The organism is Streptomyces violaceus, assembly GCF_036014075.1.
Classification (GTDB): domain Bacteria; phylum Actinomycetota; class Actinomycetes; order Streptomycetales; family Streptomycetaceae; genus Streptomyces; species Streptomyces violaceus.
Genome location: NZ_CP107911.1, coordinates 4,519,113 through 4,535,104, shown reverse-complemented (window position 1 = coordinate 4,535,104; position 15,992 = coordinate 4,519,113). Strand labels below are relative to the sequence as shown.

13 protein-coding genes are annotated in these 15,992 nt (G+C 67.9%); 7 read left to right on the top strand and 6 right to left on the bottom strand.

The features are described 5' to 3' along the window. Positions 1-26: 26 nt before the first annotated feature. From rsmG to rpmH, 6 genes are all read right to left on the bottom strand, one after another. Positions 27-743, bottom strand: coding sequence for a 16S rRNA (guanine(527)-N(7))-methyltransferase RsmG (gene rsmG, locus OG542_RS20360; protein ID WP_184593881.1), 717 nt, complete (start codon positions 741-743; stop codon positions 27-29). A 125-nt stretch (positions 744-868) separates the two neighbouring features. Further along, on the bottom strand, positions 869-1,378 hold the full coding sequence (locus tag OG542_RS20355) for a Jag family protein (protein ID WP_311126636.1): 510 nt from the start codon (positions 1,376-1,378) through the stop codon (positions 869-871). 15 nt (positions 1,379-1,393) lie between these two features. After that, the gene (gene yidC, locus OG542_RS20350) at positions 1,394-2,668 is read right to left on the bottom strand and encodes a membrane protein insertase YidC (protein WP_311126637.1); all 1,275 of its coding nucleotides are present in this window, start codon (positions 2,666-2,668) and stop codon (positions 1,394-1,396) included. A gap of 3 nt (positions 2,669-2,671) precedes the next feature. Beyond that, a complete protein-coding gene (gene yidD, locus OG542_RS20345) occupies positions 2,672-3,046 on the bottom strand; it encodes a membrane protein insertion efficiency factor YidD (RefSeq protein ID WP_184593887.1) in 375 nt (124 codons plus the stop codon). After that, entirely contained in the window at positions 3,043-3,414 is a 372-nt protein-coding gene (gene rnpA, locus OG542_RS20340; RefSeq protein WP_184593889.1) for a ribonuclease P protein component, read from the bottom strand. Before rnpA ends, yidD begins: the two co-directional genes overlap by 4 nt. A gap of 21 nt (positions 3,415-3,435) precedes the next feature. Next, positions 3,436-3,573 (bottom strand): 50S ribosomal protein L34, encoded by a 138-nt coding sequence (gene rpmH, locus OG542_RS20335; RefSeq protein WP_005482975.1) that lies wholly within the window; start codon positions 3,571-3,573, stop codon positions 3,436-3,438. 333 nt (positions 3,574-3,906) lie between these two features. Here rpmH and dnaA point away from each other — a divergent pair, with 333 nt between their 5' ends. From dnaA to gyrA, 7 genes are all read left to right on the top strand, one after another. Then, the gene (dnaA, locus tag OG542_RS20330) at positions 3,907-6,054 is read left to right on the top strand and encodes a chromosomal replication initiator protein DnaA (protein WP_408057774.1); all 2,148 of its coding nucleotides are present in this window, start codon (positions 3,907-3,909) and stop codon (positions 6,052-6,054) included. Positions 6,055-6,914: 860 nt separating this feature from the next. After that, positions 6,915-8,045, top strand: coding sequence for a DNA polymerase III subunit beta (gene dnaN / locus OG542_RS20325; RefSeq protein WP_184593893.1), 1,131 nt, complete (start codon positions 6,915-6,917; stop codon positions 8,043-8,045). Between the two features lie 236 nt (positions 8,046-8,281). Beyond that, positions 8,282-9,157 (top strand): phosphogluconate dehydrogenase (NAD(+)-dependent, decarboxylating), encoded by an 876-nt coding sequence (gnd, locus tag OG542_RS20320; protein ID WP_261680478.1) that lies wholly within the window; start codon positions 8,282-8,284, stop codon positions 9,155-9,157. A 37-nt stretch (positions 9,158-9,194) separates the two neighbouring features. Further along, complete coding sequence (gene recF / locus OG542_RS20315; RefSeq protein WP_311126639.1) at positions 9,195-10,316, top strand: DNA replication/repair protein RecF; 1,122 nt, start codon at positions 9,195-9,197, stop codon at positions 10,314-10,316. After that, the gene (locus OG542_RS20310) at positions 10,313-10,885 is read left to right on the top strand and encodes a DUF721 domain-containing protein (RefSeq protein ID WP_311126640.1); all 573 of its coding nucleotides are present in this window, start codon (positions 10,313-10,315) and stop codon (positions 10,883-10,885) included. The genes recF and OG542_RS20310 overlap by 4 nt, the downstream gene beginning before the upstream one ends. 399 nt (positions 10,886-11,284) lie before the next feature. Continuing rightward, positions 11,285-13,345: a DNA topoisomerase (ATP-hydrolyzing) subunit B gene (gene gyrB / locus OG542_RS20305; protein ID WP_311126641.1), complete on the top strand. Its 2,061-nt coding sequence runs from the start codon at positions 11,285-11,287 to the stop codon at positions 13,343-13,345. A 42-nt stretch (positions 13,346-13,387) separates the two neighbouring features. Continuing rightward, positions 13,388-15,982, top strand: coding sequence for a DNA gyrase subunit A (gene gyrA / locus OG542_RS20300; RefSeq protein ID WP_328412782.1), 2,595 nt, complete (start codon positions 13,388-13,390; stop codon positions 15,980-15,982). The last annotated feature ends 10 nt before the right edge of the window (positions 15,983-15,992 follow it).

The following is a 15,992-nucleotide window of genomic DNA, read 5'->3' as shown; positions in this document are numbered from 1 at the left end:
GGAGTACGTCTCGTCGTCAGGACGGATCAGCGTCGGCGGCGTGCCCGACCCGTGCGAGCCGCCTTGGCCCGCTTCGCGGCGAAGCGCACACCGCCGGGGCTCTCCCCGACCTCGACCCGTACGACCGTGGACATCGGGTCCACGACGCCCTCACCCACATGCAGGATGGACGTCTCCACGGCACCCAGCTTGCTCAGTGCCGCCGACGCGCTCTTCAGCTCCTCCTCGGCGGCATCGCCCTTGAGCGCGAGCATCTCCCCATAGGGCCGCAGTAGCGGGACGCCCCAGGTGGCGAGGCGGTCGAGCGGCGCGACGGCTCGGGCGGTCACGACGTGGACAGGCTGGATCTTCCCCATGACCTCTTCGGCCCGGCCGCGTACGACCGTCACGTGATCCAGGCCGAGCAGCTCCACGACCTCGGTGAGGAAGTTGGTGCGCCGCAACAGCGGCTCGAGCAGCGTGATCTTCAGATCCTCCCGGACGAGTGCCAGGGGAATGCCGGGCAGACCTGCCCCGGAGCCGACATCACACACGGTCACACCCTCGGGCACGACCTCCGAGAGCACCGCGCAGTTCAGCAGGTGCCGCTCCCACAGGCGGGGCACTTCACGCGGGCCGATGAGACCGCGCTGCACGCCCGCCTGAGCGAGCAGCTCGGCGTACCGCACCGCATCCGCGAAGCGATCACCGAACACCTCGCGCGCCTGCTCGGGCGCGGGGGGAAGCTCCGCTGCCTCCGTCACGGGGGACCGTCCTTCCGTACCGCGTCAGCGCGCCCAGCGCCGACGCCAGAACCACCAGAACTATCAGGCTGACAAAGTTCGGCCCCGTCTGCGCAACAGACGGGGCCGGGAAACGTAGGGGCCGATCAGGCGGGCAGCACGACGACGAAGCGCTGCGGCTCCTCGCCCTCGGACTCGCTGCGCAGGCCCGCGGCCTTGACCGCGTCGTGCACGACCTTGCGCTCGAACGGCGTCATCGGCTTCATCTTCACGGCCTCACCGCTGCTCTTGGCCTCGGCGGCGGCCTTGGCACCCAGCTCGGACAGCTCGGAGCGCTTCTGGGCGCGGTATCCCGCGATGTCGAGCATCAGGCGGCTGCGGTCGCCGGTCTCCCGGTGCACCGCCAGACGGGTGAGCTCCTGGAGCGCCTCCAGCACCTCGCCGTCACGGCCGACCAGCTTCTGCAGGTCGCGGCCCGCATCGCTGATGATCGAGACGGAGGCACGGTCGGCCTCGACGTCCATGTCGATGTCGCCGTCGAGGTCGGCGATGTCGAGCAGACCCTCCAGGTAGTCCGCAGCGATCTCGCCCTCCTGCTCCAGGCGGGACAGGGTGTCTGCACCCTCGGCAGCGGAGGAGGTGGTGCCTTCCGTCACGGGATGGACTCCTTCTTACTTCTTGGACGGGGACTTGGGCCGCTGCGGGCCCTTACGCTGTCCGGACTGGGCCTTGCTGCGGGTACCACCGCCGGACTTCGCGCCGCCCTTCTGGGCAGCGGCGGCTGGCTTGGCGTCGTCGGGCTCGTCGGACTTGCTCAGCGACGTCTTCGGCTCGGCCTCCCCGGCCGCCTTCGCGGCACCGGTCTGGCGCTGAGACTTGCTCTGGCGCTTGGGCTGCTGACGCTTCGGGGTGGCCGTGGTCGGCGTACCGTCCTCGGTCTCGACAGCGGCAGAGGTGTCGCCCTTGATCACGGTGCCGTCGGCCTGGGCGACGAGTCCGGCCTTGCTGAGTCCGTTGATGAACTTGCGCTCGAACTCGTTGCGGTCGCGTCCCTTGGCGACGATCGCCTTGACGATGGCCCGGTCACGACGCCGGCCGACCTTGTCGTGCTGCGCGACGTGCTTGTTCAGGCGCTCCAGGTACTCGGCCTGGGCCTTGGAACCCGGGGTCGGGTTGTTGCGGATGACGTACATCTGCTGGCCCATGGTCCACACGTTGGTGGTCAGCCAGTAGACGAGGACACCAACCGGGAAGTTGATGCCGAAGACGGCGAACATGACCGGGAAGACGTACATCAGCATCTTCTGCTGCTGCATGAACGGAGTCTTCACCGTGGTGTCGACGTTCTTCGTCATCAGCTGGCGCTGGGTGAAGAACTGCGACGCCGACATCAGGACGATCATGATGGCGGTGACCACGCGGACGTCGGTGAGGGAGGCACCGAGTGCTTCCACCTTCGACGAGCTGTCGGTGAACTTCGCCGCCAGCGGCGCACCGACGATGTGGGCCTTCTGCGCGCTCTGCAGCAGGCTGTCGTTGATGACGCCGATGGTGTCGTTCGACGCGATGCTGTTGAGCACGTGATACAGAGCGAAGAAGAACGGGGACTGCGCCAGGATGGGAAGGCACGAGGAGAGCGGGTTGGTGCCCGTCTCCTTGTACAGCTTCATCATCTCTTCGGACTGACGCTGTTTGTCGTTCTTGTAGCGCTCCTGGATCTTCTTCATCTCGGGCTGCAACGTCTGCATGGCCCGGGTCGCCTTGATCTGCTTCACGAAGAGCGGGATCAGGCAGATACGGATCAGGATCACCAGGGACACGATCGACAGGCCCCAGGCCCAGCCGGTGTCAGGGCCGAAGAGGGCGCCGTACACCGAATGGAACTGGACGATGACCCAGGAGACGGGTGTGGTGATAAAGCTGAAGAGGCTGGCAATCGTGTCCACTAATCATGCTCCTTGGGCATGGGACGGTGTCTCTGCGGCCGGGCTCGAAGGACTGGACTGACTTGTGGGAGAAGTCTGTCCCTCGATGGCCGGGTCGGCGGCGGAGGGCCCGCCCTTGCGTGCACGCCACGCGGTACGCAGCATTTCGTGCCACCGCGGGCGCTTGCGCGGCGGGACATGGTCCACACCACCCAGCGACCACGGGTTGCACCGCAGGATGCGCCAGGCCGTGAGTGCCGTTCCCTTGATGGCACCGTGCCGGTCGATGGCCGTGTAGCCGTAGTGGGAGCACGACGGGTAGTACTTGCAGACCGGCCCGAGCAGCGGACTGATCGTCCACTGGTAGAGCTTGATCAGAGCCAGCAGCGGGTACTTCATCGCGCGCCCCCTCCCAGCAACCGCTGGAGAGCGGCATCCAGGTCTCGGGCCAGCTGTGCATGGTCGGCGTCGCCCGATCCGGGCAGCGCTCGTACGACTACCAGGCTACCGGGGGGCAGCTGGGCGACTCGCTCGCGCATCAGATGGCGAAGCCTGCGCTTCACCTTGTTGCGCACGACCGCGCCACCCACAGCTTTGCTCACGACGAAACCCGCACGCGTCGGGGGAGCGCTCTCCCCAGGCGCGTGCGGGTCCGTGGCACCGCTACGTAGGTGGACGACGAGGAGCGGGCGTCCGGCCCGGCGTCCTCGTCGTACCGCGGTCGCGAAGTCCTCGCGCCGCCTCAGCCGATGCTCGGTAGGCAGCACGACGTCATGACCTGATCGGGATCAGGCGGACAGGCTGGCGCGACCCTTGCTGCGGCGGTTCGCGAGAATCGCGCGGCCGGCACGGGTACGCATCCGCAGGCGGAAGCCGTGGGTCTTCGCGCGACGACGGTTGTTCGGCTGGAAGGTGCGCTTGCTCACTCGGGGGCTCCAGAAGAAATCGGTAGTTGCGGGGTGCCGTCCTGGCTGTCACCGTGCGCCCACGAGTAGCTCGCAGTTACGCCCGAGTGCACCGCTGACCGATCACCCAAATGATCTGTGCCCATCGGAGGCAGGCGGCAGCAGCCATCGACAACTCGACCTGGTTACGGTACGCGCGGCTACGCCATCCGGTCAAACCAGGAGTCGCCGGGAGACACTTGTCCACAGGCTGGGGACAACAACTTGAACCGTACCGGCCGCCCTGACTACCGTGACGTAACTCCGATTCGTTCCCTTGTCCCTGCCCCAGCGGGTTTGCTCCCGCCCACCCGGATGACATCCCGACCCGTCCCAGAACCACACGTTCGTGGGACCTGTGAGAGAGCGTGCCCTGTGGCTGACGTACCTGCCGATCTTGCCGCAGTGTGGCCACGCGTATTGGAGCAGCTCCTCGGGGAGGGTCGCGGTCAGGGGGTCGAGACGAAGGACGAGCACTGGATCCGGCGCTGCCAGCCGCTCGCGCTGGTCGCGGACACCGCTCTCCTCGCCGTACCGAACGAATTCGCGAAGGGCGTACTCGAGGGCCGGCTGGCGCCGATCGTCAGCGAGACGCTGAGCCGCGAGTGCGGCCGCCCGATCCGGATCGCGATCACCGTCGACGACTCCGCGGGCGAGCCCCCGGCTCCGCCGGCGCCCCCGGCCCGCCCCCAGCAGCCGCGCTACGAGGAGCCCGAGCTCCCCGCCGCCCGCCAGGACCGCGACGGGTATGAGGGGTACGGCCGCCACCGCGCCGAGCAGATGCCGGGAGCGGCCGACGATCAGCTTCCGCCTACGCGCGGAGATCAACTGCCCTCCCCGCGCCCCGCGTACCCGTCCGAGTACCAGCGCCCCGAGCCCGGCGCCTGGCCGCGGCCCACGCAGGACGAGTACGGCTGGCAGCAGCAGCGCCTCGGCTTCCCCGAGCGTGACCCGTACGCGTCACCGGGGCAGGGCTCCTACGGCTCACAGGATCAGTACGGCGGTCAGGACCAGTACGGCGGCGGTCAGGACTCGTACAACGCGCAGGACTCCTATAAAACCCACGGGTCCCAGGACTCCTACGGATCCCACGGAACCCACGGGTCCCATGGATCCCACGGATCACAGGACTCCTACGGCTCTCACGGATCCCGTAGCTCCCACGGATCACAGGACTCCTACGGCTCATCCGCCCAGGACTATCGCCCGCAGTCCATGGAGCGCCCCTCCTACGAGCCGCCGCGCTCCGACTACGACACCTCACGCCCCGAATACGATCAGCGCGATGCGGTCCGCCGGGAGCTGCCCGAGCCGCCGGCCGGCTCGGGGCACGTGCACCGGGGCGGCCCCGTAGGACCGAACCTGCCGACGACCGGTGCGCCCGGCCCGCTGGCCGCGCAGCCCGCGCCGGCGACCGGCCCTGGTGAGCCGACCGCGCGTCTGAACCCCAAGTACCTCTTCGACACGTTCGTCATCGGCGCCTCCAACCGCTTCGCGCACGCCGCCGCGGTCGCTGTCGCCGAGGCGCCGGCGAAGGCGTACAACCCGTTGTTCATCTACGGGGAGTCCGGGCTCGGCAAGACGCACCTGCTGCACGCGATCGGGCACTACGCGCGCAGCCTCTACCCGGGCACGCGGGTGCGCTACGTGAGCTCGGAGGAGTTCACCAACGAGTTCATCAACTCCATCCGCGACGGCAAGGGCGACAGCTTCCGCAAGCGGTACCGCGAGATGGACATCCTGCTCGTCGACGACATCCAGTTCCTGGCGGACAAGGAGTCGACGCAGGAGGAGTTCTTCCACACCTTCAACACCCTCCACAACGCGAACAAGCAGATCGTGCTCTCCAGCGACCGGCCGCCGAAGCAGCTGGTCACGCTGGAGGACCGGCTGAGGAACCGTTTCGAGTGGGGTCTGATCACCGACGTCCAGCCGCCCGAGCTGGAGACGCGTATCGCGATCCTCCGCAAGAAGGCGGTGCAGGAGCAGCTGAACGCGCCGCCGGAGGTGCTGGAGTTCATCGCGTCCCGGATCTCGCGCAACATCCGCGAGCTGGAGGGCGCGCTGATCCGGGTCACGGCGTTCGCCTCGCTCAACCGGCAGCCGGTGGATCTGGGCCTGACGGAGATCGTCCTCAAGGACCTCATCCCCGGCGGCGAGGACTCGGCCCCCGAGATCACGTCGACGGCCATCATGAGCGCGACGGCGGACTACTTCGGGCTGACCGTCGAGGACCTGTGCGGCACGTCCCGGGGCCGCGCCCTGGTCACCGCCCGGCAGATCGCCATGTACCTGTGCCGTGAGCTGACGGACCTGTCGCTGCCGAAGATCGGCGCGCTGTTCGGCGGCCGCGACCACACGACGGTCATGCACGCGGACCGCAAGATCCGCAATCTGATGGCCGAGCGCCGCTCCATCTACAACCAGGTCACCGAGCTGACCAACCGCATCAAGAACGGCTGACGTACCGAGCGGCAGGCCGCCGAGGGCGCTCCCGGAGGAGGTTTCCGGGGGCGCCCTTCGTCATGTCGCGGTCCCCGGCTGTTCGATTACCTGCCGGGTTACGGCCTCTCTCCACAGATTCGGTGACTTTCTCCCGTCCACATCCTGGGGACTGGGAAGTTGTCCAGACTGTGTCCACAGAGGCTCCTGTTGAGGGGCCATCAGGCCAGGTCACCTGCATGTGGATTCGTGGACGAACGATCTCCACAGACTGTGGACAGCGCGGAGATCCACAGGCTGTGCATCGAGTTTTCCACCGACAACCCACAGGCTGGGGTCAGTTGTCCCCAGCGATCCCCGACTTCTCCACATCGCTGTCCACTGTTCGGCAACACGACGCGCCTTCTCACCGGGTCGAGTGAAAGGCGTCACACAAAGGTGCCGGGTTGGGCTGTGGGAAAGGTGGGTAAACCTGGGGACGCCGCTGGGGAGAACTCGCCTCTCCCTGTGCACGGAGTGTGCAGAACTTTCCGTTCTCCACAGAGACACCAGGTTGTCCACTGCCGTCACCCACAGGCCCGGTGGACAAAATTCCCGCTCTGAGCTGGGCAAACGGGGTTATCCACGGTATCCACAGCCCCTACTACTACTCCCAACTAGAGAGAGCTGGGAATCCGTTTCGAAGTGGGTCCTGTGCACAACTCGCTCTTCGGCGTCCGACCGCCCCTCGTCACGACTTGACCCCGAGAGGCACCTACTGTCAGTGCGGTGCGTCAGACTGGTCCCCGGTGTCCTCCCCATCCCAGGGACCGTCGACACCGAGACAGACGACGAGGGCCAGGCAGAGCGAGAAGCGCCGGCAACAGCAGGAGGCGGCAACAGTGAAGATCCGGGTGGAACGCGACGTACTCGCGGAGGCAGTGGCCTGGGCAGCGCGCAGCCTCCCGGCCCGGCCGCCGGCGCCTGTCCTCGCCGGACTGCTGCTGAAGGCCGAGGAAGGCCAGCTGAGCCTGTCCAGCTTCGACTACGAGGTCTCCGCGCGGGTGTCGGTGGAGACGGAGGTCGAGGAGGAGGGCACGGTCCTGGTCTCGGGCCGCCTGCTCGCGGACATCTGCCGAGCGCTCCCCAACCGGCCGGTGGAGATCTCCACAGACGGTGTACGGGCGACCGTGGTCTGCGGCTCCTCGCGGTTCACACTCCACACCCTGCCTGTGGAGGAGTACCCGGCCCTGCCGCAGATGCCGAACGCGACGGGCACGGTCCCCGGTGAGGTCTTCGCCTCCGCGGCCGCCCAGGTGGCCATCGCGGCCGGCCGTGACGACACGCTGCCCGTCCTCACGGGTGTGCGCATCGAGATCGAGGGCGACACCGTCACGCTGGCGTCCACCGACCGCTACCGCTTCGCGGTCCGCGAGTTCCTGTGGAAGCCGGAGAACCCGGAGGCCTCCGCGGTCGCCCTGGTGCCCGCCAAGACGCTCCTGGACACCGCCAAGGCCCTCACAAGCGGCGACAGCGTCATCCTGGCGTTGTCCGGCGGGGGCTCGGGCGAGGGCCTGATCGGTTTCGAGGGCGCAGGCCGTCGCACGACCACGCGGCTGCTGGAGGGCGACCTTCCGAAGTACCGCTCGCTGTTCCCGACCGAGTTCAACAGCGTCGCCGTGATCGAGACCGCCCCCTTCGTGGAGGCCGTCAAGCGTGTGGCCCTGGTCGCCGAGCGCAACACCCCGGTGCGGCTCAGCTTCGAGCAGGGCGTGCTGATCCTGGAGGCCGGTTCCAGCGACGACGCACAGGCTGTGGAGCGGGTCGACGCCCAGCTGGAGGGCGACGACGTGTCGATCGCCTTCAACCCGACCTTCCTGCTGGACGGCCTGAGCGCGATCGACTCCCCGGTCGCCCAGCTGTCCTTCACGACGTCCACGAAGCCAGCCCTGCTCAGCGGCAAGCCGGCGCTGGACGCCGAGGCGGACGAGGCCTACAAGTACCTGATCATGCCGGTGCGGCTGAGCGGCTGAGCGGCTGAGCGGCTGAGCGGCTGAGCGGCTGAGCGGCTGAGCGGCTGAGCCGGTCGGGCGCCGTCGGCGGTTGCCCACAGGCTGGGGGCAAACCCGCAGGTGAGGGCCTACGACTGAGCGCGTATGCCCACAGATGTGCGCGAGCGTCCGGGTTTAGGCTCGGACGTGGGTACGAAAGTGCCGCGCGGTACGAACGTGCCGCCACGCCACGTCGCAGAACCTAAGGAAAACAACTGATGGAGCTCGGTCTCGTCGGCCTCGGCAAGATGGGCGGCAACATGCGCGAGCGGATCCGCCGCGCCGGCCACACCGTCCTCGGATACGACCGCAACCCGGATCTCGCCGATGTCCACAGCCTGCAGGAGCTTGTGGGCAAGCTCAGCGGCCCGCGCGTGGTCTGGGTGATGGTCCCGGCAGGCGAGGCCACGCAGTCCACGATCGACGAGCTCGCCGAACTGCTGGAGCCCGGCGATGTCGTCGTGGACGGCGGCAACTCCCGCTGGACCGACGACGAGAAGCACGCCGAGGAGCTGGCGGCCAAGGGCATCGGCTTCGTCGACTGCGGTGTCTCCGGCGGCGTCTGGGGCCTGGAGAACGGCTACGCGCTGATGTACGGCGGCGACAAGGAGAACGTCGCCAAGGTGCAGCCGGTCTTCGACGCCCTCAAGCCGGAGGGCGACTTCGGCGCGGTGCACGCCGGTAAGGTCGGCGCGGGCCACTTCGCGAAGATGGTCCACAACGGCATCGAGTACGCGATGATGCAGGCCTACGCCGAGGGCTGGGAGCTCCTGGAGAAGGTCGACTCCGTGACCGACGTCCGCGATGTCTTCCGCTCCTGGCAGGAGGGCACGGTCATCCGCTCCTGGCTGCTGGACCTCGCGGTCAACGCGCTCGACGAGGACGAGCACCTGGACGGGCTCCGGGGTTATGCACAGGACTCCGGCGAGGGACGCTGGACTGTGGAAGCCGCCATCGACCACGCGGTGCCGCTGCCGGCGATCACCGCGTCGCTGTTCGCGCGGTTCGCCTCCCGCCAGGAGGACTCGCCTCAGATGAAGATGATCGCGGCGCTGCGGAACCAGTTCGGCGGCCACGCGGTCGAGAAGAAGTAACCAACACCCGAGCGCCTGGGAGGTCGGCGAAACGACCATGCACGTCACGCATCTGTCGCTGGCCGACTTCCGCTCGTATCCCCGGGTCGAGGTCCCGCTCGATCCGGGGGTGACGGCCTTCGTCGGGCCGAACGGGCAGGGTAAGACCAACCTCGTCGAGGCCGTCGGCTATCTCGCCACCCTCGGCAGCCACCGGGTCTCCTCCGACGCTCCCCTGGTCCGCATGGGTGCCGAGCGCGCCATCATCCGGGCCCAGGTCCGGCAGGGTGACCGGCAGCAGCTGGTCGAGCTTGAGCTGAACCCGGGGCGCGCCAACCGCGCCCGCATCAACAGGTCCTCGCAGGTCAAGCCGCGTGACGTGCTGGGGATCATACGGACGGTCCTCTTCGCGCCGGAGGATCTCGCCCTGGTCAAGGGCGACCCCGGTGAGCGGCGCCGCTTCCTCGACGAGCTGATCACCGCCCGTTCTCCGCGCATGGCCGGGGTCCGCTCCGACTACGAGCGGGTCCTCAAGCAGCGCAACACCCTGCTGAAGTCGGCCGCGCTGGCCCGCCGGCACGGTGGCCGCAGCGTGGACATGTCCACGCTCGACATCTGGGACCAGCACCTCGCGCGCGCGGGCGCCGAGCTGCTCGCCCAGCGCCTGGATCTGATCGCCGCCGTGCAGCCGCTCGCCGACAAGGCGTACGAGCAGCTCGCCCCCGGCGGCGGCCCCGTCGCCCTGGAGTACAAGCCGTCCGCGCCGGGTGAGGCGCACACCCGCGAGGACCTCTTCGAACAGCTGATGGCCGCGCTCGCCGAGGCCCGCAAGCAGGAGATCGAGCGGGGCGTCACCCTGGTCGGGCCGCACCGGGACGACCTCCAGCTCAAGCTCGGCCAGCTGCCCGCCAAGGGTTACGCGTCGCACGGCGAGTCCTGGTCCTACGCGCTGGCACTGCGCCTGGCCTCGTACGACCTGCTGCGGGCCGAGGGCAATGAGCCGGTGCTGGTGCTCGACGACGTCTTCGCCGAGCTGGACACCCGACGCCGTGAGCGTCTCGCCGAGCTGGTCGCGCCCGGCGAGCAGGTCCTGGTGACCGCCGCGGTCGACGACGACGTACCGCATGTGCTGTCCGGGGCACGGTTCGCCGTGTCCGAGGGGGCGGTCGAGCGCGTATGACGGAGAACACACCCGGGAACGACCCCGTTCCTTCGTCCGCCAATCCTTCGTCCGCCAAGCCCCCGTCTCCCGAGCCCTCCGGCGTCGACCTCGCGCGCGTGGCGCTCCGCGCGGCGAAGGAAGCCGCACGCGCGCGTGGGGACGCGGCTCAGCAGAAGCGGCAGGCGCGCCGCGGCGGGCTGCGCTCCGGCGCGCGCGCCGACGGCCGCGATCCGATGGCGCTCGGCTCGGCGATCAACCGGCTGATCACCGAGCGCGGCTGGGAGGCCCCGGCCGCGGTGGGCGGTGTGATGGGCCGCTGGCCGCAGATCGTCGGCGAGGACGTGGCCAACCACTGTGTGCCGGAGAAGTACGACGAGGACGAGCACGTCCTGATCGTGCGCTGTGACTCGACGGCCTGGGCGACGAACCTGCGGCTGCTCGCCCCGACCCTGGTCGCACGCCTCAACGAGGACCTGGGCCACGGCACCGTGCGGCAGATCAAGGTGCTGGGCCCCAGCGCCCCCACTCGCCGCTACGGCCCCCTGCGTGCCCCGGGCAGCAGTGGACCTGGTGATACCTACAGGTGACTTACGTCACGTCTAGCCGGGCCGGGGAGTCCCTGTCCCAGCCGTTCCGGGCACCCATTTCTGCCACCGCACACGGTTGCGAAGAGCGACCTGACTCCGAAGTAGCCAAGGGTTGACGGCCGGAAGCGCTGAGTGCCTCCGTGAGCCTCTTGGAGCCCCCATCCGCATATCGGGAGTCGGGGAAGACCCGTCGAGGGCGGCACATGCGGACTCAGGTACCGGCAAACCCCCATCAGTGTCAGTGCTACCGGTAGACTGGAGCCAATCCCGCCCCACTCACTGGGGACCGTCCGGGAAAAGCTGAGCAACGCTGATCAAGGCTTACCAACGCAACATGCCGCAGCCGCTCCGGCAACCCGCCGACGAGCCTGGCTCGTGCTGTGCCAGAAAGGGCGCTTCGTGGCCGATTCCGGCAACCCCAACGAGAACATCCCGTCCACCGACGAAGGCGTGACCAGCGAGGCGATCACCTCCAACGGCGAGGTCACCGCCTCGTACGACGCCAGTGCCATCACCGTCCTCGAGGGTCTGGACGCGGTCCGCAAGCGGCCCGGCATGTACATCGGCTCGACCGGTGAGCGTGGCCTGCACCACCTGGTGCAGGAGGTCGTCGACAACTCCGTCGACGAGGCCCTGGCCGGGCACGCGGACACCATCGACGTCACGATCCTCGCTGACGGCGGCGTGCGGGTCGTCGACAACGGACGAGGCATCCCGGTCGGCATCATCCCCTCCGAGGGCAAGCCCGCCGTCGAGGTCGTGCTGACGGTCCTGCACGCGGGCGGAAAGTTCGGTGGCGGCGGCTACGCGGTCTCCGGCGGTCTGCACGGCGTGGGTGTCTCCGTCGTGAACGCCCTGTCGACCAAGGTGTCCGTCGAGATCAAGACCGACGGCCACCGCTGGACGCAGGACTACAAGTTGGGCGTCCCGACGGCCCCGCTTGCCCAGCACGAGGCCACGGACGAGCACGGCACCTCGGTCACCTTCTGGGCCGACCCGGACATCTTCGAGACCACCGACTACTCCTTCGAGACGCTGTCGCGGCGTTTCCAGGAGATGGCGTTCCTCAACAAGGGCCTGCGCATCAACCTCACCGACGAGCGCGAGTCGGCGAAGGCCACGGCCGGCGCGGACGAGGCCGGTGAGGACGAGAAGCACGAGGTCAAGGTCGTCTCGTACCACTACGAGGGCGGCATCGTCGACTTCGTGAAGTACCTCAACTCCCGCAAGGGCGAAGCGGTGCACCCCACCGTGATCGACCTGGAGGCCGAGGACAAGGACAAGCACCTGTCCCTCGAGATCGCCATGCAGTGGAACGGTGGCTACACCGAGGGCGTCTACTCCTTCGCCAACATCATCCACACCCACGAGGGCGGTACGCACGAAGAGGGCTTCCGTGCCGCGCTGACCTCGCTGATCAACAAGTACGCGCGCGACAAGCGGCTGCTGCGCGAGAAGGACGACAACCTCACTGGTGACGACATCCGCGAGGGGCTGACCGCGATCATCTCGGTCAAGCTGAGCGAGCCCCAGTTCGAAGGCCAGACGAAGACCAAGCTGGGCAACACCGAGGTCAAGACCTTCGTTCAGCGAGTCGTCTACGAGCACCTGAACGACTGGCTGGACCGCAACCCCAACGAGGCGTCGGACATCATCCGCAAGGGCATCCAGGCGGCCACCGCGCGCGTGGCGGCCCGCAAGGCGCGTGACCTGACGCGCCGCAAGGGCCTGCTGGAGACGGCCTCCCTCCCGGGCAAGCTGAGTGACTGCCAGTCGAACGACCCCACCAAGTGCGAAATCTTCATCGTCGAGGGTGACTCCGCCGGCGGCTCGGCCAAGTCCGGCCGAAACCCCGAGTACCAGGCGATCCTCCCGATCCGCGGCAAGATCCTCAACGTCGAGAAGGCGCGGATCGACAAGATTCTCCAGAACCAGGAGATCCAGGCGCTGATCTCCGCCTTCGGGACCGGGGTCCACGAGGACTTCGACATCGAGAAGCTGCGCTATCACAAGATCATCCTGATGGCGGACGCCGACGTCGACGGCCAGCACATCAACACCCTGCTGCTGACCTTCCTGTTCCGCTTCATGCGGCCGCTGGTCGAGGCCGGGCACGTGTACCTCTCCCGTCCGCCGCTCTACAAGATCAAGTGGGGCAAGGACGACTTCGAGTACGCGTACTCCGACCGCGAGCGCGACGCCCTGATCGAGATGGGCCGCAACGCCGGCAAGCGCATCAAGGACGACTCCGTCCAGCGCTTCAAGGGTCTCGGCGAGATGAACGCCGAGGAACTGCGCATCACGACCATGGACCAGGAGCACCGCGTCCTCGGCCAGGTCACCCTCGACGACGCCGCCCAGGCCGACGACCTGTTCTCGGTCCTCATGGGCGAGGACGTCGAGGCCCGCCGCGCGTTCATCCAGCGCAACGCCAAGGACGTCCGCTTCCTCGACATCTGAGTCGGTCTCAGCTGACCGCACCAGGAAGGACCTTCACCAGCAATGACCGACGAGAACACTCCCGTGACGACGCCCGAGGGTGACGCCCTGGCCATGCGCGTCGAGCCCGTCGGGCTCGAGACGGAGATGCAGCGCTCGTACCTCGACTACGCGATGTCCGTCATCGTCTCGCGTGCGCTGCCGGACGTCCGGGACGGCCTCAAGCCCGTCCACCGCCGTGTGCTGTACGCCATGTACGACGGCGGCTACCGCCCGGAGCGCGGCTTCTACAAGTGCGCCCGCGTCGTCGGCGACGTCATGGGCAACTACCACCCGCACGGCGACTCCTCGATCTACGACGCGCTCGTGCGCCTCGCCCAGTCCTGGTCGATGCGCATGCCGCTCGTCGACTCCAACGGCAACTTCGGCTCTCCGGGCAACGACCCGGCGGCGGCCATGCGGTACACCGAGTGCAAGATGGCGCCGCTGTCGATGGAGATGGTCCGTGACATCGACGAGGAGACCGTCGACTTCACGGACAACTACGACGGCCGCTCCCAGGAGCCGACCGTCCTGCCGGCCCGCTTCCCGAACCTGCTGATCAACGGCTCGGCCGGTATCGCGGTCGGCATGGCGACCAACATCCCGCCGCACAACCTCCGCGAGGTCGCGGCCGGCGCCCAGTGGTACCTGGAGAACCCCGAGGCCTCGCACGAGGAGCTCCTGGACGCGCTGCTCGAGCGCATCAAGGGCCCCGACTTCCCGACCGGCGCGCTCGTCGTCGGCCGCAAGGGCATCGAGGAGGCGTACCGCACCGGCCGCGGCTCCATCACCATGCGCGCGGTCATCGAGGTCGAGGAGATCCAGAACCGCCAGTGCCTGGTGGTGACGGAACTGCCGTACCAGGTCAACCCGGACAACCTCGCGCAGAAGATCGCCGACCTGGTGAAGGACGGCAAGATCGGCGGCATCGCCGACGTCCGCGACGAGACGTCGTCGCGCACGGGCCAGCGCCTGGTCATCGTGCTGAAGCGGGACGCGGTCGCCAAGGTCGTCCTGAACAACCTCTACAAGCACACCGACCTGCAGACGAACTTCGGCGCCAACATGCTGGCGCTGGTGGACGGCGTGCCGCGTACGCTCTCGCTCGACGCGTTCATCCGCCACTGGGTGACGCACCAGATCGAGGTCATCGTCCGCCGTACGCGCTTCAGGCTGCGCAAGGCCGAGGAGCGGGCGCACATCCTGCGCGGTCTGCTGAAGGCCCTGGACGCCATCGACGAGGTCATCGCGCTGATCCGGCGCAGTGACACCGTCGAGATCGCGCGCCACGGCCTGATGGACCTCCTGGAGATCGACGAGATCCAGGCCAACGCCATCCTCGAGATGCAGCTGCGCCGGCTCGCCGCCCTGGAGCGCCAGAAGATCGTCCAGGAGCACGACGAGCTCCAGGCGAAGATCACGGAGTACAACGCGATCCTCGCCAGCCCGGTCCGCCAGCGCGGGATCGTCAGCGAGGAGCTGGCCGCGATCGTCGAGAAGTACGGCGACGACCGCCAGACGAAGCTGATCCCGTACGAGGGCGACATGTCCATCGAGGACCTGATCGCCGAGGAGGACATCGTCGTCACGGTCACCCGGGGCGGCTACATCAAGCGCACCAAGACCGACGACTACCGGGCCCAGAAGCGCGGCGGCAAGGGCGTCCGCGGCACGAAGCTCAAGGAAGACGACATCGTCGACCACTTCTTCGTGTCCACCACGCACCACTGGCTGCTGTTCTTCACCAACAAGGGCCGCGTCTACCGCGTCAAGGGCTACGAGCTGCCCGACGCCGGCCGGGACGCGCGCGGCCAGCACGTCGCGAACCTGCTCGCCTTCCAGCCGGACGAGGCGATCGCCGAGATCCTGGCGATCCGCGACTACGAGGCGGTTCCCTACCTCGTTCTCGCCACCAAGGCCGGGCTGGTGAAGAAGACGCCTCTGAAGGATTACGATTCGCCCCGTTCCGGCGGTGTCATCGCCATCAACCTCCGTGAGCAGCAGGACGGTTCGGACGACGAACTGATCGGAGCCGAGCTTGTCTCGGCGGACGATGATCTGCTTCTGATCAGCAAGAAGGCCCAATCGATCAGGTTCACCGCATCGGACGAAACTCTGCGACCGATGGGCCGTGCCACCTCGGGTGTCAAGGGCATGAGCTTCCGCGAGACCGACGAGCTGCTCTCGATGAATGTTGTTCGACCCGGTACGTTCGTGTTCACTGCCACAGACGGCGGGTACGCGAAGCGGACCAACGTCGACGAGTACCGCGTCCAGGGTCGCGGCGGCCTCGGCATCAAGGCCGCCAAGATCGTGGAGGACCGTGGATCTCTCGTCGGCGCACTGGTGGTCGAGGAGACCGACGAGATCCTCGCCATCACGCTGGGCGGCGGTGTGATTCGTACGCGAGTCAACGAGATCAGGGAAACCGGCCGTGACACCATGGGCGTCCAACTGATCAATCTGGGCAAGCGCGATGCCGTTGTGGGCATCGCACGCAACGCCGAGGCGGGACGCGAGGCGGAGGAGGTCGACGGCGATGTCGTCGTCGACGAGACCGCCGACGGCGCCGCGACCACCGGCACGGACGAGGGTGAGGCGCCCTCGTCTGAGTAGCACGAGGAGT